Raw genomic sequence first — 17,483 nt, forward strand, 5'->3', positions numbered from 1 at the left:
CGGCCGCGGCGACGCGCCGCGGCCGCGACGCCGGCTGACCAGGCTCAATCGCCGGACGTCGCCCAGAAGAGGGCCTGCGCGGCCTGGCCCATGCCGCCCTTGGGGTGGGTGCGGAAGAACACCGAGGTGCCGAACACCACGGCGCGCGCCCCGGACTCGGCCTCGCCCGACACGACAGCCGCCTGCCCGGCCGCGGCGTCCGGCCCGTCCGCCCCCGAGCCCGACGGCGCCCAGTGGCCGGCGAGGAACGGCTGCTCGCGGTCGTAGGTCTGCTCCACCGTGGTGCCCTCGCCGAGGTCGGTGAACCACGTCGCCGGGTAGACGAAGGACTCGTCCTGGGGGTGCGCGGCGAAAATCGAGGAGCGCGGGGTGTCGACGTCGACGATCCCGTTGCCCGCCCGGTTGCCGGTCACGGTCGCGCCCTCGACCAGCCCGTACGCCGCGGCGACGGCGAACGCCGCGGCGGTGCGCCCGACGACGGAGCCGCCGTCGTCCACCCAGCCCTGCACGGCGGCGCGGCCCGCGCCGCCCGCCGGCAGGTTCAGCGACGTGCCGACCCACAGCACGTCCGCGCCCTCCAGCCCGGTGCTGTCGGTGCCGGCGCCGGCCTCGATGCCCTCGGCCGTCACGCGGACCAGGTCGTCGAAGCCGAGCTCGGTGAGGGAGAGCAGGTCGTCCTGGCCGCCCGCGTACGCGACCGTGAGGTCGTCGAGCTCCGTCGCGTCGTCGAGCGCCGCGACGTCGTGCCGGGACGCCCGCTCGAACGGGACGTCGTGCTCCTCGGCCGCCTCCCGCGCCGCGCGCAGGCCCTTCGGCCCCACCACCGCGCGGCCGTCGGTGAGCAACCAGACGGGCGCGTCGTCCTCGAGCAGCGCGTTGAGCGCCCGGTAGTCCTCGACGCCCGCGACGTCGAACGCCACGTACCCCGCGCCGCGCGGCAGCCCGCCGTCCGACGGCTCCCCCCGCAGCGCCACCACGCCGCGGATCGCCCGGTCGGTGGTCGAGCCCACGCGGTCGACCGTCGCGCCCCACAGCGACGACAGGCTCCACGCCGAGATGTCGTACATCGACGGCACCTTGTCGGAGATGTCGGTGCCCACGTCGAGCATCGCGTTCGCCAGACCGCGCAGCGGCTGGTGCAGGTCGACGACGAACGAGCCCCTCGGGTACGTGGTGCCGTCGACGCGCGTCGCGCGCGTCAGCGTGCCGACCTCGACGCCGTGGAACAGCAGCTGGTCCACCAGCGCCTCGGCGTCGGCGGCGGAACGCTGCCCGTCGCCGGCCGGGATCACGTAGGCGCGGGGCAGGTCCACCGGGTCCTGGTCGTCCGCGACGTCCCAGTGCTGCTTCCACTCGTCCGGCCCGGGCACGGCGGCGACGTCCTCGGCCGTGAGGGCGGCCTTCGGCCCCCCGGCGACGCCGCGTCGGAACACCTCGATCTGGTCGGCGAGCATCGCGTCGTCGTGCTCCGCGACGTAGCCGATCATCGACGTCATGGTCCGCTTCGCCACGGCGGTGTTGATGACGGCGTCCTCGGGCGTGGTCGTCGGGCCGGTGCGGCCCTTCGGCAGCTCGACCGTGCTGGTGGTGGCGCCGTGGAACGCCGCGTACTGGGCGGTGAAGATCGGCGGGTAGTCGTCCCAGCCCGACGGCGTGTCGCGGTACGGGATCTTGATGAACCCGGTGTTCTCGTCGACCGCCTCGTCGGTGGCCGGGTCGTAGTACGTGTTGCCGGGGATCTCCGCGGCGACAACGTCGTCCTCCACCTGCCGCGCGAGCGCGTAGCCGTGCGGGATGAAAAGGTCGTACTCGTAGTTCTGGCCGTGCGGCGGCCCGCACGGCTCCACCTGCAGCACATCGGTGTACCCGTGGAAGTCCGCCGCGTAGAGCGGCTGCAGCGCCTGCGCCGTCGCGACGAATGACCGGGACTCCGGCGTCGCCCCGGTGATCATGTCCCGGTTGGCGTCGAGGCGCAGGCTCGTGGCGCGCTGGCCGATCGTCCGCCCGTCGGGGTTCAGCGTCAGCGAGAAGTACAGGCGGTGGTCGTCGAGCAGGTCGGCCACGTCGGCGTCGTCGGACGTCGCGAGATCCTCGATGACCTGCATCGCGGCGTCGGTCCCCTCCCACTCGTTGCCGTGGATGTTCGCGCTGATCCACAGCGGCGTCTTGTAGCCCTGCTCGAGCCGGTGGTCGCGGGCCGCCCGGTCCGGCGCGGTGCGGATCTCCTCGCGCCACCGGGTCTGCTGTGCGGTCTCCTTGCGCGACTCCGGCTCGGTCAGCGTCACCAGGTACAGGTCGCGCCCGGCGGTGGACTGCCCGACCACCTGCGTCGACACCCGGTCGCTCGCGGCCATGAGGTCCGTCAGCCGGGGGGCGATGTCGGCGTGGCTGATGGTGCCGTTGAGGTCGGTGGCGTCGTCGTCGTTCGGCGGGAACACCGTGAGGTCGGGCTGGGACGGGTAGGCGCGGGGCACGCCGATCGCGCCGCCCGTCGTGCCGCCGTGGCCCTGCCCGGACGGCTGCCCCGTCTGCTGCGCGGCGCGCGCCAGCTCGGCGAACGACGCCGCGCCCGCCGTCGTCGCGTCCTGCTCCGGCCCGCGACCGGGACGGTCGGGGCGGTTGTCGGCCGCGGCGGCGCCGGTGAAGGCCGTCGCCGCGAGAGTGAGGGTGCTGAGCACCGCGACGGTGCGTGGGAGCTTCATGGGTCTCCTTCTCCTCGTCGTCGGCGCGGACTCCGTCGTCCCACCGTGGGCTCGCGCCGAAGCACCGACCCGCGCCCCAGCATGACGCGCCGGAGGCGGCTCGGCACGGCCAGAGACACAGATTTCACCGGAGCCCGCCGCGGGGCGTCACGACCGCCCGGCGGCCTCGTCGAGCGCTGCGACGAGGCGTGCGGGCGCCACCTGCCGGTAGGCGTCTGCGACGATCCCCGCCATCTCGCCCCAGTCGACGTCGCGGTCGAGCCGGACGCCGAGCCACCCGCGCACGCCCACGTACGGCGGTCGGAAGAACCGCTCCGGCTCCCTCTCCGTCTGCTCCTCGAGCACCCCCGGCGCGGCCGCGCACCAGGCAGCCAGCGGACCGCCGTGGTGGTGGTCGGAGTACATGACGAACGACCGCCCCACGAACCAGGTGGGCTCGCCGTGGCTCAGCCGCTCGGTGGCCTCGGGCAGCGCGAGGCACAGCGCGCGCACGCGCTCCAGCGGGTCGACCTCGTCGTCGGGCACACCGCGACGCTAGCCGAAGCCGACTCCCCCGGTCGACGCTCCGCCGAATTCCCTTGCATGCTCGCGGTGGGCGGGGTCGGATAACGGCATGACAGACCCCGCGAGCACCCCCGAGACGCGCCGATTCCCCGACATGTGGGTTGACCCGGAGGACGACCCGCGCGAGCAGTGGGCCGACCCGGTCGGCGAGCTGCAGACCCACTGGTCCTACCTGCGCATCTACCGCGCCACCCTCGAACTCAAGTGCGACGGCCTGGACGCGGAACAGCTCGCCCGGCGCTCCGTGCCGCCGTCGACCCTGTCCCTGCTGGGGCTGGTGCGCCACCTGACGAAGGTGGAGCACTCCTGGTTCCGCCGCGTGCTGCAGGGCCAGCCGCAGCTGCCGAAGCTCTACGTCGCCGACGGCGGCCCGGACGCGGACTTCGACCTCGCCGTCGCCGACCCCGCCGTCGTCGACGAGGCATGGGCCGCCTGGCGCCGCGAGACCGCCGCCGCGGACGCCTGGCTCGCCACCCAGACCGACGCCAACATGGGCCGCGAGGTCGAGCGCGACGGCGAGCAGGTCCCCGTCCGCGACGTCCTCGAGCACCTGGTCGAGGAGTACGCCCGCCACCTGGGCCACGCCGATCTGCTGCGCGAGTGCATCGACGGCCGCACCGGCCAGTAGCCCATCAGCGGCAGGTTGAGCCCGTCGAAACCGGTCGCTGGTTTCGACAGGCTCAACCGGCGGGGCATCACCTCGCGGGGATGCTGGCGACCTCGTCCGCCTGCTCCCGGTCGACGCGCGCGGCGCGCAGCCGGGACATGATGACGGCCCCGAACGCCACGGCCGCCGCGGCGACGGCGATGGCGATGCGCAGCACCTGGTTGGCGTCGGCGGGCACGCTCAGCATCACCACGGCGGGCGCGATGAGCAGGGACACCAGGTTCATCACCTTGATGAGCGGGTTGATCGCGGGGCCGGCGGTGTCCTTGAACGGGTCGCCCACGGTGTCGCCGATCACGGTGGCGGCGTGCGCTTCCGAGCCCTTGCCGCCGAAGGCACCGTCCTCGACGATCTTCTTCGCGTTGTCCCACGCCCCGCCGGAGTTGGCGAGGAAGACGGCCATCAGCACGCCGGCCCCGATCGCCCCGGCGAGGAAGCCGGCGAGCGGGCCGACGCCGAGGCCGAAGCCGACGGCGATCGGCGCGAACGCGGCCAGCAGGCCGGGCGTCACGAGCTCGCGCAGCGAGTCCCGGGTGCAGATGTCGACGACCTTGCCGTACTCGGGCCGCTCGTCGAACGTCATGATGCCGGGGTGCTCGCGGAACTGGCGGCGCACCTCGAAGACGATCGCCCCGGCGGCGCGGGTCACGGCATCGATCGCGAGGCCGGAGAAGAGGAACACGGTGGCCGCGCCAAGGATCACGCCCACGAGGGTGACCGGCGAGACGATCTCGAAGCTGAGCATCGCGGGCACCAGCCCCGCGCCGACCTCCTTGACCTCGCTCAGCGCCCCCGCCACGGCGTCCGCGTAGGCGCCGAAGAGCGCGGTGGCCGCGAGGACGGCCGTGGCGATCGCGATGCCCTTGGTGATGGCCTTGGTGGTGTTGCCGACCGCGTCGAGGTCGGTGAGGATCTGCGCCGCCTCGCCGTCGATCTCGCCCGACATCTCGGCGATCCCCTGGGCGTTGTCGCTCACGGGCCCGAACGTGTCCATCGCGACGATGACGCCGACGGTGGTGAGCAGCCCGCAGCCGGCGAGCGCCACGAGGAAGAGCGAGAGCCAGATCGAGCCGCCCGCGAGCAGGAAGACGCCGCAGATCGCGGCCGCGATGACGCCCGCCGTGTAGACGGCCGACTCGAAGCCCACGCCGATGCCCGACAGGACGACGGTGGCAGCGCCGGTGCGCGACGTGGCCGCGACGTGCAGCGTCGGCTTCGACGTCGTGCCCGTGAAGTAGCCGGTGATCCACAGGATGATCCCGGCGAGGACGACGCCGATCACCACGGCGAGGGACGCGACGACCCGGGGGTCGGACGTGACGTCACCGAGCTCCGCGGTGCCCGTGAGCTCGGCGAACGAGGACGGCAGGTAGAGGAAGGCCGCCACGGCGGCCAGCAGTGCGCCGACCAGGGCGGACAGGTAGAAGCCCCGGTTGATGGCCTTGAGCCCGTTCTCGCTGCCGCGCACCCGGGTGACCAGCACGCCCAGCAGCGCGACGAAGGCGCCGACGGCGGTGACGATCAGCGGGAAGACGAGGCCCTGCTCGCCCATCACGGCCTTGCCGAGGATGAGCGCCGCGACGAGCGTGACGGCGTACGACTCGAACAGGTCGGCGGCCATGCCCGCGCAGTCGCCCACGTTGTCGCCCACGTTGTCGGCGATCGTGGCGGCGTTGCGCGGGTCGTCCTCGGGGATGCCCTGCTCGACCTTGCCCACGAGGTCGGCACCGACGTCGGCCGCCTTGGTGAAGATGCCGCCACCGACACGCATGAACATGGCCAGCAGCGCGGCGCCGAAGCCGAAGCCCTCGAGCACGGCGGGCGCTTCCGTCCGGTAGACGAGCACCACGAGGGCCGCGCCCACCAGGCCCAGCCCCACCACCGACATGCCGACGACGCCGCCGGTGCGGAACGCGATCCGCGCGCCCTCGGCCCGCCCGTCCTTGCGGGTGGCGGCCGCGGCCACGCGCACGTTGGCGCGCACGGCGAGCCACATGCCCAGGTAGCCGATCGCGGCGGAGAACCCGGCGCCCACGAGGAACGCGATCGAGCGACCGACCCGCACCCCGCCGTCCCCGGGCAGCAGGAACAGCAGCGCGAACACCACGACGGCGAACAGGGCGAGGGTGCGGAACTGCCGGCTCAGGTACGCGGACGCGCCCTCCTGCACCGCGCGGCCGATCTCCTGCATCCCGGGTGTGCCGTCCGGGGCGGCGAGCACCTGCCGACGCAGGGCGGCCGCACACACCAGGGCGGCCAGCCCGATCACCCCGATCACCGCGACGATCGTGATGCTGCTGGATCCGAACGTGAGCATCCGTCCTCCTTGACGTGCTTCCTCGATCCGGCGGGGACGGCGGTGACCGCCCGTCGGTAAAGGTCCCGCCGTCGCCGTTGACGGCGGGATGTCGGGGAGTCTACCCATATGTGACGCCCGTCACGAACCGCCACCCGTTCTCGACCCAACGGTTCGCGCCCGCCGGGCGTCTGGGTGGGTGAGGACGGCACGGGAGGCGACCATGACGCGCTGGGAGGACGAGCTCGCCGAGCTCGCGCGGGCACGAGGTCGTGCCCTGGTGGGGTACGCGTACGTGCTGTGCGGGGACCAACGGCTGGCGGAGGACCTGGTCCAGGACGCCCTGGTCAAGGTGTTCGCGCGGCTGCGGCGGGGCACGGGCGAGCGGACCGGCGGCGCGCCGGGCGGGTCGGACGTGCACCCGCTCGAAAGCGGCGGGACGAGCGAGGCGTACGTGCGGCGGGCGATCCTCACGCTCTTCCTCGACGAGCATCGGCGGAAGAAGCGCTGGGCGTCGGCCCGGCACCTGGTGGCGACGGACGACCGGGTCCGCGGTGCGGCGTCCGGGGCGACGGCGCGCGCCGACGTCGCCGCGGCGCTCGGGCGGCTCGCGCCGCGCGAGCGGGCGTGCGTCGTCCTGCGCTACCTCGAGGACCTCACCGTGCCGCAGGTGGCCGAGGCCCTCGGCCTCGCGCAGGGCACGGTCAAGCGCTACCTGGCCGACGCCACCGCGACCCTGCGGGACGTGCTGCGGGTCCCGGACGACGGGATCGTCGGCCCTGCCCTGAGGCCGCCAGGACCGGCGAGGACGACGGGCACGACGGGCACGACGGGCACGACGGGCACGACGACGGAGCGGAGGGCCGTGCGATGACCACCGACCACGGACGCAGCCACGCGCGCGACGATTGGGCGGACTCCCGCACCGACGAGGCGCTGCGCCGCGAGCTCGACACGCTCGCGGGCGTCGGCGCCGCGGCATCGGGGCTGGAGGGCGCGCTCGGAGCGGTGCGCACCCGGGTGCGGCGGCGCCGCACCGCCAAGCAGGCGGGGATCGGCGCCACGACGCTCGTCGTCGCCGCGGGCCTCGTGCTCGGCGGCGCCGCGCTGCTGCCCGACGCCCCGCAGCCGCTGCCCGGGCCGGCGAAGTCTCCGAGCGCCACGCCGACGTCCCGCGCCGAGGCCGATCCTGACGTGGCCTTCGCTCCCGTGGAGGCCGGTCACCAGCCGGCATGGTTGGCCGGCACCGGGCTCACGTGCGGCATGGCTGCCGACGAGGTCGCACCGGCCAGCGGGGACACCTACCGCATGACCCTCGTGCCGAGCGGCACCGACCTCGGCGGCGCTTACTCGGCCTCCGGGGTCGGCGAAGGGGCGAGCACGATCTCGATCACGACGTCGACCCGAGTGGACGGGTCGGTGCCGGCGGACGCCGCTCTCCTCGGGCCCAGCCTGGTGTGGGTGCAAGACGGGCGAGTCGTCGACCTCGGCACGAACCGCTCCGAGACACCTGTCGACCTCGTGGTGGGCCCGCTCGAACGCGCCGCCACCGACTCCCCGACGACGACCTGCGCCCCGGACGGGCAGGCAGAAGGCCGCACCGCGTACCCGCACCGCCTGCCCGACGGCCGCTACCAGGTGCGCGCCTTCGGCGTGGCGTGGTCGGACGACTTCACTCGGCCCACCGTGGTGGCCTCCCCGTCGTGGGTCGACGTCGACCTCGATGCGGACGGGCTGCATGTGGTCCCCCAGGACCGAGGCGTCCTCGGCAGCGACGACTGCTCGGCCGCCGGGCTCACCGTGCCGGTCCAAGACCTGTCCGACGTGCCGGAGCCGGCGCGCAGCACGGCCTCCACGCTGCTGACGGCAGCTCTTGAGTGCAACGACGACACCCTGACCGCCATCGCCGAAGAATCCGGCCGCATCGACCTCAACCGGGGAGGGCACTCGCCCCGCGAGCACCTGGAGCTGCCCAACGCCGAGCAGGACCAGGACGTCTACGCGATCCTTGCGCGGCTGCTGGCCGGGACGATGCCCTGCGTGATCGAGGCGGTCGGAGACGACGGTGTCGAGCGGGCGTACAGCTGGCCGCGAATGAGCGGCGACGCCTGCGAGGCGACGACCGACGACTGGCAGGACGCCGTCGACGCCGGAGCGATCACCGCGCAGGAGGCGGAGAAGGCGTCCGCGGAGTCGCGGCCCGACTACGAGGGGTGGCGGCTGACCATCGACGAGGACGGCCAGTGGATGCAGTTCGTCGACGGCTACCTCGGCCCGCCCCGCGGCGACTCCTGATCGCCCGCCCGGGCGTGGAAAGATGACCCTCATGCCCGACGTCGTTCCTGCAGCCGCCCGCGCCCACGCCGAGGACCTCGGCGCCTTCGTCACCGCCTCGCCGTCCTCGTACCACGCCGCCGCGGAGGTGGCCCGCCGCGCCGAGGCCGCCGGGTTCGTGCGGCTGGACGAGACGGCCGCGTGGGAGGTCGTGCCCGGCGGCCGGTACGTCGTCGTGCGCGACGGCTCGGCGATCGCGTTCGCGCTGCCGCCGTCGGCGGGCGCGACGACGCCGTTCACGATCCTCGGCACGCACACCGACTCGACGGGCTTCAAGCTGAAGCCGAAGCCCACCACCGGGCGCGACGGCTGGGTGCAGGCCGGCATCGAGGTGTACGGGGGGCCGCTGCTCAACTCGTGGCTGGACCGCGAGGTGGAGCTCGCCGGGCGCGTGGTCACGGCCGACGGCTCGGGCTCGACGATCGAGCACCTGGTGCGCACCGGCCCGTTCGCACGCATCCCGCAGCTCGCGATCCACCTGGACCGGTCGGCCAACGAGGGCCTGACGCTCGACAAGCAGCGGCACACCCAGCCCGTCGTGGGGCTCGGCGACGTCTCGCAGGCCGACGTGCTCGCCGAGCTCGCCGCCACGGCGGACGACGGCGCGGGCGTCGACGCCGCGGACGTCCTGGGCTACGACGTCGTGCTGGCCGAGACGCAGCCGCCGCGGGCGTTCGGTATCGGCCAGGCGCTGTGGGCGTCGCCGCGGCTGGACAACCAGCTCTCGACGCACGCCGCGATCACCGCGCTGCTGGGCGTCGCGCCCGAGGACCTCACCGGCATCGGCGTGGTCGCGGCGTTCGACCACGAGGAGATCGGCTCGGGCTCGCGCTCGGGCGCGGCCGGCCCGTTCCTGGAGGACGTGCTGCGGCGCGTCTCGGCCGGGCTCGGTGCCACCGAGGACGAGCGGGCGCGCGCGTTCGCCGCGTCGCTGTGCGTGTCGTCCGACGTCGGGCACGCCGTGCACCCCAACTACCCGGAGCGGCACGACCCGGCCAACCACCCGCACGCGGGCGGCGGGCCGATCCTCAAGATCAACGCGAACCAGCGCTACGCCACGGACGCGCACGGCGCCGCCCGCTGGCAGGCCGCGTGCGCGACCGCCGGGGTGCCGAGCCAGGAGTTCGTCTCGAACAACACCGTGCCCTGCGGCTCCACCACCGGCCCGATCACCGCCACGCGCCTCGGCATCCGTGTGGTCGACGTCGGCGCGGCCATCCTGTCGATGCACTCGGCGCGCGAGCTCACCGCCGTCGTCGACCCCTGGTACCTGTCGCGGGCGATGGGCGCCGTGCTCGCCGGCTGAGCGCCGCGGGATCGTCGACCAGCGGACGTCGTGCTCAGCGCAGGCCGAGCTTGCGGGTGCAGTGCGGCCACTGACCCCAGCCGGCGCGGTCCTGCAGGATCTGCGCCCGCTTGGTCTGCTCCGCGCTGCTGTGGCGGTGCGGCAGACCCTTGCCGCCGACGGAGCGCCACGTGCGGCCGCTGAACTGGTACAGGCCGTAGAACCCGTTGCCGCTGTTGGTGCGCGGGTTACCGCCGGACTCGCACCGGGCGAGCTTGCCCCACACGTTGCGCTGGGTGATCCGGTTCGTCGAGATCCAGCCGGTCTTGCCGCCGGACACGCGCACCTTGACCCGGTTGACGTCGCGGCCCGTGGTCCGGGCCAGCACCGTGAGCTTGGTGCCCAGGTGGACCCGCTTGACCACCTTCGACCCCGAGCTGATGTCCTTGGTCATCGCGACACGCTTGGTCGAGTAGCGGGTGCCGGAGACGTCCTTCAGCTTGACGGCCGTCACTGCCTTCTTGGAGACCCACCCGACCTTGCCGCCGGCGGCGCGCACCTTGAGCCGGTACGTGCCGCGGTCGAGGACGCGCAGCCTGGTGCCGTCGTCGGGCCGGGAGACCGTGCGGGACTTGCTCGACTGCGTCTTGGTCAGGGGCGCCTTGTTCCACTTGACCCAGCGGACGCCGCCGCCCGCGCTCGCGGTGCGGACCGAGGAGGTGACGGCGGTCGAGGTCGAGGCGGCCACATGGGCGGGGGTCGCCGACGCCGCTGCGGCGGGCACCACCATGGCGGAGGTGACGAGCGCGCCGGCGACTGCGGCCACGAGGGAACGACGGGCGGTGGTTCGAGGCATGCGTACCAGGGAACGATGTCACGAACGGATAACAAAGCCGGATCGGGAACGCTCACACATTCTTCACGGAAACGGGGTGTCATTCCCGCTCAAAAACTGATCGTGCACCCGTTCTGCGCAGATATCCCATCGGCGGACATGCCCGACGTGTACCCCGCTCTGGAGGTGCCCCGCGCGGTGCGAGACTGTCGCCCGTGCCCGCCGACCCCGCCACCGCGCCCGAGCAGCACCCGCTGCTGGACGTGCTGACCGCGCACGGGGCGCGGGCGGACCGGCTCACCCACGTGCGCACGTTCCCGGCGCGCGCCGGCGTCACCGCGGACTGGCCCGACTGGGCGGACCCGGCCCTCGTGGCCGGCTACCGCGAGCTCGGGGTGGAGCGGCCGTGGGCCCACCAAGTCGAGGCCGCCGAGGCGGCGTGGCGGGGGCGGCACGTGGCCCTGGCGACGTCGACAGGCTCCGGCAAGTCGCTCGCGTTCTGGCTCCCGGCCCTCACCGCCGTGCGCCGGGAGGCGCCCGCCACGGTGCTCTACCTGTCCCCCACCAAGGCGCTCGCCGCGGACCAGCTCGCGGGCCTCGAGCGGCTGGTCGCCGCGATGCCGCGCGATGCCGGCCCGGCCGGCGGCCCCGCACCGGCGCTGCCACGCGTCGCGACGTGCGACGGCGACACCCCGAACGACGAGCGTCGCTGGGTGGCCGAGCACGCCGACGTCGTGCTCACCAACCCTGACTTCCTGCACTTCTCGATGCTGCCCGGCCACCGTCGCTGGGCGCGGCTGCTGCGCGGGCTGCGCTACGTCGTCGTCGACGAGGGGCACGCGTACCGGGGCGTGTTCGGCGCCCACGTGTCGCTGGTGCTCCGGCGGCTCGCCCGGCTCGCTGCCCACTACCGCCCGCCGTCAGACGCACGGTTCGCCCCGGCGGGCCCCGGGTCTGACAAGTCGCTCGTGTTCGTGGTGGCCAGCGCGACGACGGCCGAGCCGGCCGTGAGCACGGCGCGGCTCGTGGGCACGACGCCCGACGACGTGCTCGCGGTCACCGCGGACACGTCCCCCGCGGGGCGGCGCACGTTCGCGCTGTGGCAGCCGCCGGAGGTCGCGGGGTTCGAGCGCTCGCGCGCCGCGCAGGGCGAGGCGCCGCCGCGCGACGACCCGTGGGCGCTGCCCGACCCGCTCGACCCCACCCACACCGAGCAGGAGGCCGAGCCCGTGCTCACGACGCGCGGCGCCGCGGAGCACCCCCGCAGGTCCGCGACGGCCGAGACCGCGGACCTGCTCGCCGACCTCACGGCGCACGGCGCCCGGACGCTCGCGTTCACCCGGTCGCGACGCGGTGCCGAGTCGGTGGCGCAGCAGGCACGCGACCACCTGCGCCCGGTGGCGACCGAACTCAGCGAGCGCGTGGCCAGCTACCGCGGCGGCTACCTGCCCGAGGAGCGTCGTGAGCTGGAGCAGGCGCTGCGCACCGGGGAGCTGCGCGGGCTGGCCACCACCAACGCGCTCGAGCTGGGCGTCGACATCTCCGGGCTCGACGCCGTGCTCGTCGCCGGCTGGCCGGGCACCCGCGTGTCCCTGTGGCAGCAGGCGGGGCGCGCCGGCCGCGCCGGGGCGGACGGGCTCGTCGCGTTCGTCGCCCGCGAGGACCCGCTGGACACGTACCTCGTGACGCACCCAGAGGCGGTGTTCGACGCCGGCCTGGAGGCCACCGTCTTCGACCCCGCGAACCCGCACGTGCTGGCGCCCCAGCTCTGCGCGGCGGCGCAGGAGGTGCCGCTGCGCGGCGACGACCTCGCCGCGTTCGGCGACCCCGCCGCGGTGCGCGAGGTGCTCGGCGTGCTGGTCGAGCGCGGCGCGCTGCGCCGTCGTCCATCCGGCTGGTACTGGACGCACGCGCAGCCCGCGGCCGGCATGGCGGACCTGCGCGGCTCCGGCGGGCGGCCCGTGCGCGTGGTCGAGGCGACCACCGGCCGGCTGCTCGGCACCGTGGACGCGGGCTCGGCGGACGGGCAGGTGCACGACGGCGCGGTGTACGTGCACCAGGGGGCGACGTTCGTCGTCGACCACCTGGACCTGGCTGAGCACGTGGCGCTCGTGGTGCGGCGGGACGTGGAGCACGGCACGTGGTCGCACGAGGTCATGGAGATCGCGATCGACGACGACGCGCCCCGGCCGGTCGTCGAGCGCGAGTGGGGCCCCGTCACCTGGGGACTCGGCCAGGTCGAGGTGACGAGCCAGGTGGTGAGCTTCCAGCGGCGGCGGCTGCCCGACATGCAGGTGCTCGACACCGAGCCGCTCGACCTGCCGTCCCGCACCCTCGCCACGACGGCGGTCTGGTGGTCGGTGCCGGACTTCGTGCTGCGGGCGGCGGGAGTCTCGCCCGAGGAGGCGCCCGGCGCGCTGCACGCAGCCGAGCACGCGTCGATCGGCCTGCTGCCGCTGCTGGCGACGTGCGACAGGTGGGACCTGGGCGGCGTGTCCACCGACCTGCACCCCGACACGGGCGAGGCCACCGTCTTCGTGTACGACGCGTACCCCGGCGGGGCCGGCTTCGCCGAGCGCGGGTACGCGCTGGGCGCGCGCTGGCTGCAGGCCACCCGGGATGCCATCGCAGCATGCTCGTGCGCCGAGGGCTGCCCCGCCTGCGTGCAGTCGCCCAAGTGCGGCAGCGACAACGCGCCCCTCGACAAGTCCGCGGCCGTGCGCTTGTTGGATGCGGTACTGGCCCATGCGCCTGTGGAAACTACGATCGACGGGTGACTATCGAGATCGACCTCCCCGAACGCCGCCGTTCCCGCGAGGAGACGCGCGTCGACCCCGCCAACTCCCGTTCGTGGCTGCTCCTGAACGCGTTGCGGGACGACGTGTTCGACGACGCCCAGCTGTCCCGCGCCGACCAGGTGATCCTCGACTGCGAGGACGCCGTCGACGACAGCCGCAAGGACGAGGCCCGCGCCAAGGTGACCGAGTGGTTCGCCCGGGGCGGGCGCGCCTGGGTGCGGATCAACGAGCGCGGCTCGCGGGCGTGGGCCGACGACGTGCGCGCCCTGTGGGACACCGAGGGCCTGTGCGGCGTCATGCTCGCCAAGACCGAGGCGCCCGACCAGGTGGTCGACACGGCGCAGCGCCTCGGCGGCAGCGTGCCGGTGATCCCCCTCGTGGAGTCCGCGCTCGGCATCGAGGATGCGGTGAGCATCGCGCGAGCGCCCGGAGCCTTCCGCCTGGCGTTCGGCTCCGGCGACTACCGTCGTGACACGGGCACCGCCAACGAGTCGCTCGCGATGGCGTACCCGCGCTCCCGCCTCGTGACCGCCAGCCGCATCGGCGGGCTTCCGGGCCCGATCGACGGCCCCACCGTCGGCACCAGCCACGCGCTGCTGCGCGAGCAGTCCGCCGACGCCGTGGCGCTGGGCCTCACCGGCAAGCTCTGCCTGGACCTGGAGACCCCGGCCGTCATCAACGAGTCCTTCAGCCCGTCCGGCGCGGACGTCGCCTGGGCGCTGGACTTCCTCGCCGACTTCGAGGCCTCCGGCTCCGTCATCCGCGACGGCTCGGACAAGCCGCGCCTGGCGCGCGCCCGCAAGATCAGCGAGCGCGCCGCGCTGTTCAACGTCAACCCGACCTGACGGCGGTCCCGTGGCGGTCCTCGCCGAGTGCCGATACGTTGCGAGCGCGCATCGGCCCGTCGGAGGGGAAAGCACATGGGAGTGTTCCGAGGTTCTCGCAGACGGTCGGCCCGCGCCGTCGTCGTCGCAGCGTTCACCGGTATCGCCGTCGCGGCAAGCGGCGCGGTGCCGGCCCTCGCGGCCCAGGTGGCACCACCACCGGGCGCGGACGAGCCGGCCTACGTGTTGGGCGACGACGGCACCACCGAGCCCGTCTACTCCTACGGCGACGCGATCAAGGAGTCCGTGTGGGTCGACGCACCGGACCTCGACGGTGACGGTCAGGGCGAGCGCGTCGCCGCCGACCTGATCCGCCCGGCCGAGCTCGACGGCGAGGCCGAGGTGCCGGTGGTCATGGACGCCAGCCCGTACTACTCCTGCTGCGGGCGCGGCAACGAGAGCGAGCTCAAGACCTACGACCAGGACGGGACCATCGAGTCCTTCCCCCTGTACTACGACAACTACTTCGTGCCGCGCGGGTACGCCTTCGTCGCCGTGGACATGGCGGGAACCGGCCGCTCGACCGGTTGCACCGACCACGGCGGCCGGTCCGACATCCTGTCGGTCAAGGCGGTGGTCGACTGGCTGAACGGCCGGGGCACGGCGTCCTACGCCGACGGCACGCCGGCCGAGGCGTCCTGGAGCACGGGCGCCACCGGGATGATCGGGAAGTCGTACGACGGGACCCTGGCCAACGGGGTCGCTGCGACCGGCGTCGAGGGCCTGGAGACGATCGTGCCGATCGCCGCGATCTCGTCCTGGTACGACTACGACCGCGCGCAGGGCCTGCCGTTCTCGGACGGGTACCCCGTGTGGCTGTCGGAGTACGTGGCGGGCGACCGGCACGAGACCGTCGACTGCTCCGCACGGCTCGAGCAGATGACGGTCGACTCCGCGGACGACACCGGGGCGCACAACTCCTTCTGGGACGAGCGCGACTACCGCGCCGGCACGCTCGGCGACGCCTCGCAGGTGACGGCGTCCGTCTTCGTCATGCACGGTCTGCAGGACACCAACGTCGACACCCCGAACTTCTCGCGGTGGTGGGACGCGCTCGGTGAGAGCGGCGTGGAGCGCAAGATGTGGCTCACCCGGCTCGGCCACGTCGACGCCTTCGACTCCGACCGCGCCGCGTGGGTGGACACCCTGCACCGCTGGTTCGACCACGAGCTGTACGACATCCGCAACGGCGTCGACCGAGAGCCTGCCGTCCGGGTCGAGATCGCGCCGGGCGAGTGGGTCGAGCAGGACGACTGGCCGGCGGCGAAGCGCCCCATGAAGCTCCGCCCGAAGACCGACGGCGCCCTCACGCTCGGCGCCGGCGGTCACGGTGGCGGCCATGGCCGCGACGCCACCTGGGTCAACGACCCGACGCAGCGCTTCAGCGACGCGCTCGGGGCCGGCGACGACCCGAACCGACTGTTGTTCACCACCGGGACGCTGCGCCACGCGGTGCGGGTCTCCGGGACGCCGTCGGTCTCGACGAAGGTCACCAGCTCGGCCCCGACCGGGCAGGTCACGGTGGGGCTCGTGGACTACGGACCGGCCGAGCGGGTGCTGCCCCAGGGCGACGGGGCGGTGACCCTCGAGACCGAGTCCTGCTGGGGCGCGGCGTCCGACGTGGACGACGCGTGCTACCTCGACGTCGAGCGCCGGACCGGGACCACGGACCTTCAGGTGCTCGCCCGGGGCTGGGCACGCCTCGACGGCGCGGGGACCCATCGCCTGACGGTCGAGATGCAGGCGAACGACCTGGTCGTCCCAGCCGGTCACCAGCTCGGGCTGGTAGTCATGGGCGTGGACCGCGGCGCCACCGTCACGGTGGACCCGGCCGGCTCCGACTACGCGATCGACCTCGGCGCCACGACGCTGAACCTGCCGGTCACCGGCCCGCGGGCGAGCTTCGCCCCCGGCACGTCGCGGGTCCCCGACGCCGACGAGATCGACCCGTCGGTCGTGCCGCGCACCCGCATCGTCGTCCCCGAGTAACGACTGCCTCGCCCGCGCAGGCTCAACCAGCGGGTCTCGGCCCGGCGCGCGCCCCGGCGCTCGCGTCTCCGATCAGCCCCGCCCACGGCCCCACCTCGGGGCCGAGGGCGGCCCGCGACGCCCGCACGCCGAGCGTCCCGCCGTCCTCGGGGACGCACGCGACCACCTCGCCGCCGTTGCGGCGCACGGCCTCGGCGGCGGTGGCGCACGGGTCGTCGCCGCGGCGCCACGCGGTGGCGCCCGCGAGGGCGCCCAGGTCCGACGCGGCCTGGGCGGCGCCCCGCGCGCGCTGCGCCGAACCCAGCGCCCCCACAGCGAGCGCCAGCAGGACGACCACCGCGGCGAGCGCCAGCACCACCACGGTGCCGGCGCCCTGCTCGTGGGCGCGCCCGCGGCGACGCTCGCCGTCCCGGGAGGCGGACCGGGAGGCGGACCGGGTCACGGCTCCACCCACGCCGTCGCGTCCCCGGAGGCCCGCACCGGGGCACCGGCGAACCAGCCGCCGACGACGGGCCGGCTGACCGTCACCCGCACCCAGGTGTCGTCGCGGCTGACGCTCAGCTCGGCGTCGTCGCCGCCCACCTGCGCGACGGCCTGCCGCACCGCGGCGTCGTCCTCCCCGATCGCGTAGGCGCGGGCGCCGGCGCGAGCCGCGTCCAGGGCACGCATCTGTGCCGTGGACGCGGCCGCGAGGCTGAGCACCGCGACCAGCAGGAGCACCACCACGGGTAGCCCGACCGCGAGCTCGGCCGTGACCGCACCCCGCTGCCGGTCGGGCCTGCTGCTGCGGTGCGGCGCCATCAGATCGACAACGCCGAGCTGATGATGTTCTCCAGCAGCCCACGCACGGTGTCGCTCTTGAGCACCGCGATGAGCAGGCCGGCGAACCCGACGGCCGCCACCGTCGCGACGGCGTACTCCGCGGTCGCGAGCCCGGCCTCGGGGTCGGGTCCGTCCGGCGTGGCCTCCTCGTGCGGGCCGTGGCCCGTGTCCTCGTTCGTCATTTCTCCTCCGCTTCTCGGTGACCGCCGGGACACGTCCCGGTCGGTCGTCGTGGGCCCGGCCGGGTGGGAGGGGGAAATACCCAGGAGTCGCCCAGGTCGGCTGGGTCCGGCGTCATCCTGGAAGG

14 protein-coding genes are annotated in these 17,483 nt (G+C 74.2%); 7 read left to right on the forward strand and 7 right to left on the reverse strand.

Going from position 1 to position 17,483, the window contains the following annotated elements; translation table 11 throughout:
* Positions 1-44 precede the first annotated feature (44 nt).
* Together AC1C2V_RS07275 and AC1C2V_RS07280 are read right to left on the reverse strand one after the other, a co-directional pair.
* A complete protein-coding gene (locus AC1C2V_RS07275) occupies positions 45-2,702 on the reverse strand; it encodes a M14 family zinc carboxypeptidase (protein WP_495388909.1) in 2,658 nt (885 codons plus the stop codon).
* A gap of 147 nt (positions 2,703-2,849) precedes the next feature.
* Positions 2,850-3,227: an MmcQ/YjbR family DNA-binding protein gene (locus tag AC1C2V_RS07280; RefSeq protein ID WP_495388910.1), complete on the reverse strand. Its 378-nt coding sequence runs from the start codon at positions 3,225-3,227 to the stop codon at positions 2,850-2,852.
* A gap of 88 nt (positions 3,228-3,315) precedes the next feature.
* Between AC1C2V_RS07280 and AC1C2V_RS07285 the strand changes: the two genes are divergently transcribed.
* Positions 3,316-3,894 (forward strand): DinB family protein, encoded by a 579-nt coding sequence (locus tag AC1C2V_RS07285; protein ID WP_495388911.1) that lies wholly within the window; start codon positions 3,316-3,318, stop codon positions 3,892-3,894.
* A gap of 67 nt (positions 3,895-3,961) precedes the next feature.
* Here the strand turns inward: AC1C2V_RS07285 and AC1C2V_RS07290 are convergent, their stop codons facing one another.
* Positions 3,962-6,250: a sodium-translocating pyrophosphatase gene (locus AC1C2V_RS07290; RefSeq protein ID WP_495388912.1), complete on the reverse strand. Its 2,289-nt coding sequence runs from the start codon at positions 6,248-6,250 to the stop codon at positions 3,962-3,964.
* A 202-nt stretch (positions 6,251-6,452) separates the two neighbouring features.
* Here AC1C2V_RS07290 and AC1C2V_RS07295 point away from each other — a divergent pair, with 202 nt between their 5' ends.
* From AC1C2V_RS07295 to AC1C2V_RS07305, 3 genes are read left to right on the forward strand one after another with little or no spacing between them, the layout of a single operon-like run.
* Complete coding sequence (locus tag AC1C2V_RS07295) at positions 6,453-7,103, forward strand: sigma-70 family RNA polymerase sigma factor (RefSeq protein WP_495388913.1); 651 nt, start codon at positions 6,453-6,455, stop codon at positions 7,101-7,103.
* Positions 7,100-8,524 (forward strand): hypothetical protein, encoded by a 1,425-nt coding sequence (locus tag AC1C2V_RS07300; protein ID WP_495388914.1) that lies wholly within the window; start codon positions 7,100-7,102, stop codon positions 8,522-8,524. The genes AC1C2V_RS07295 and AC1C2V_RS07300 overlap by 4 nt, the downstream gene beginning before the upstream one ends.
* Positions 8,525-8,555: 31 nt before the next feature.
* Entirely contained in the window at positions 8,556-9,869 is a 1,314-nt protein-coding gene (locus AC1C2V_RS07305; protein WP_495388915.1) for a M18 family aminopeptidase, read from the forward strand.
* Between the two features lie 34 nt (positions 9,870-9,903).
* Here AC1C2V_RS07305 and AC1C2V_RS07310 read toward each other — a convergent pair whose 3' ends face one another.
* A complete protein-coding gene (locus tag AC1C2V_RS07310; RefSeq protein WP_495388916.1) occupies positions 9,904-10,704 on the reverse strand; it encodes a transglycosylase family protein in 801 nt (266 codons plus the stop codon).
* A gap of 194 nt (positions 10,705-10,898) precedes the next feature.
* Between AC1C2V_RS07310 and AC1C2V_RS07315 the strand changes: the two genes are divergently transcribed.
* The 3 genes from AC1C2V_RS07315 (at position 10,899) to AC1C2V_RS07325 (ending at position 16,354) form a co-directional block, all read left to right on the forward strand.
* Entirely contained in the window at positions 10,899-13,460 is a 2,562-nt protein-coding gene (locus AC1C2V_RS07315) for a DEAD/DEAH box helicase (protein ID WP_495388917.1), read from the forward strand.
* Positions 13,457-14,326, forward strand: a complete 870-nt coding sequence (locus AC1C2V_RS07320; RefSeq protein WP_495388918.1) for an HpcH/HpaI aldolase/citrate lyase family protein — start codon at positions 13,457-13,459, stop codon at positions 14,324-14,326. The genes AC1C2V_RS07315 and AC1C2V_RS07320 overlap by 4 nt, the downstream gene beginning before the upstream one ends.
* Before the next feature lie 75 nt (positions 14,327-14,401).
* Entirely contained in the window at positions 14,402-16,354 is a 1,953-nt protein-coding gene (locus tag AC1C2V_RS07325; RefSeq protein ID WP_495388919.1) for a CocE/NonD family hydrolase, read from the forward strand.
* A 22-nt stretch (positions 16,355-16,376) separates the two neighbouring features.
* Here AC1C2V_RS07325 and AC1C2V_RS07330 read toward each other — a convergent pair whose 3' ends face one another.
* The 3 genes from AC1C2V_RS07330 to AC1C2V_RS07340 are packed head-to-tail and all read right to left on the reverse strand — an operon-like array spanning position 16,377 to position 17,358.
* The gene (locus AC1C2V_RS07330) at positions 16,377-16,796 is read right to left on the reverse strand and encodes an Rv3654c family TadE-like protein (protein ID WP_495388920.1); all 420 of its coding nucleotides are present in this window, start codon (positions 16,794-16,796) and stop codon (positions 16,377-16,379) included.
* Positions 16,793-17,155 carry a TadE family type IV pilus minor pilin gene (locus AC1C2V_RS07335; RefSeq protein WP_495388921.1) on the reverse strand — a complete coding sequence of 121 codons (363 nt, stop codon included), beginning with the start codon at positions 17,153-17,155 and terminating at the stop codon, positions 16,793-16,795. Before AC1C2V_RS07335 ends, AC1C2V_RS07330 begins: the two co-directional genes overlap by 4 nt.
* Positions 17,155-17,358 (reverse strand): DUF4244 domain-containing protein, encoded by a 204-nt coding sequence (locus tag AC1C2V_RS07340; protein WP_495388922.1) that lies wholly within the window; start codon positions 17,356-17,358, stop codon positions 17,155-17,157. Before AC1C2V_RS07340 ends, AC1C2V_RS07335 begins: the two co-directional genes overlap by 1 nt.
* Positions 17,359-17,483: the final 125 nt, after the last annotated feature.

This window comes from Isoptericola sp. Y541, from assembly GCF_059445465.1.

Coding starts and splice junctions, on each gene's coding strand:
- AC1C2V_RS07275 (WP_495388909.1), bottom strand. CDS start 2,702: ATGAAGCTCCCACGCACCGTCGCGGTGCTCAGCACCCTCACTCTCGCG.
- AC1C2V_RS07285 (WP_495388911.1), top strand. CDS start 3,316: ATGACAGACCCCGCGAGCACCCCCGAGACGCGCCGATTCCCCGACATG.
- AC1C2V_RS07290 (WP_495388912.1), bottom strand. CDS start 6,250: ATGCTCACGTTCGGATCCAGCAGCATCACGATCGTCGCGGTGATCGGG.
- AC1C2V_RS07295 (WP_495388913.1), top strand. CDS start 6,453: ATGACGCGCTGGGAGGACGAGCTCGCCGAGCTCGCGCGGGCACGAGGT.
- AC1C2V_RS07300 (WP_495388914.1), top strand. CDS start 7,100: ATGACCACCGACCACGGACGCAGCCACGCGCGCGACGATTGGGCGGAC.
- AC1C2V_RS07305 (WP_495388915.1), top strand. CDS start 8,556: ATGCCCGACGTCGTTCCTGCAGCCGCCCGCGCCCACGCCGAGGACCTC.
- AC1C2V_RS07310 (WP_495388916.1), bottom strand. CDS start 10,704: ATGCCTCGAACCACCGCCCGTCGTTCCCTCGTGGCCGCAGTCGCCGGC.
- AC1C2V_RS07325 (WP_495388919.1), top strand. CDS start 14,402: ATGGGAGTGTTCCGAGGTTCTCGCAGACGGTCGGCCCGCGCCGTCGTC.
- AC1C2V_RS07335 (WP_495388921.1), bottom strand. CDS start 17,155: ATGGCGCCGCACCGCAGCAGCAGGCCCGACCGGCAGCGGGGTGCGGTC.
- AC1C2V_RS07340 (WP_495388922.1), bottom strand. CDS start 17,358: ATGACGAACGAGGACACGGGCCACGGCCCGCACGAGGAGGCCACGCCG.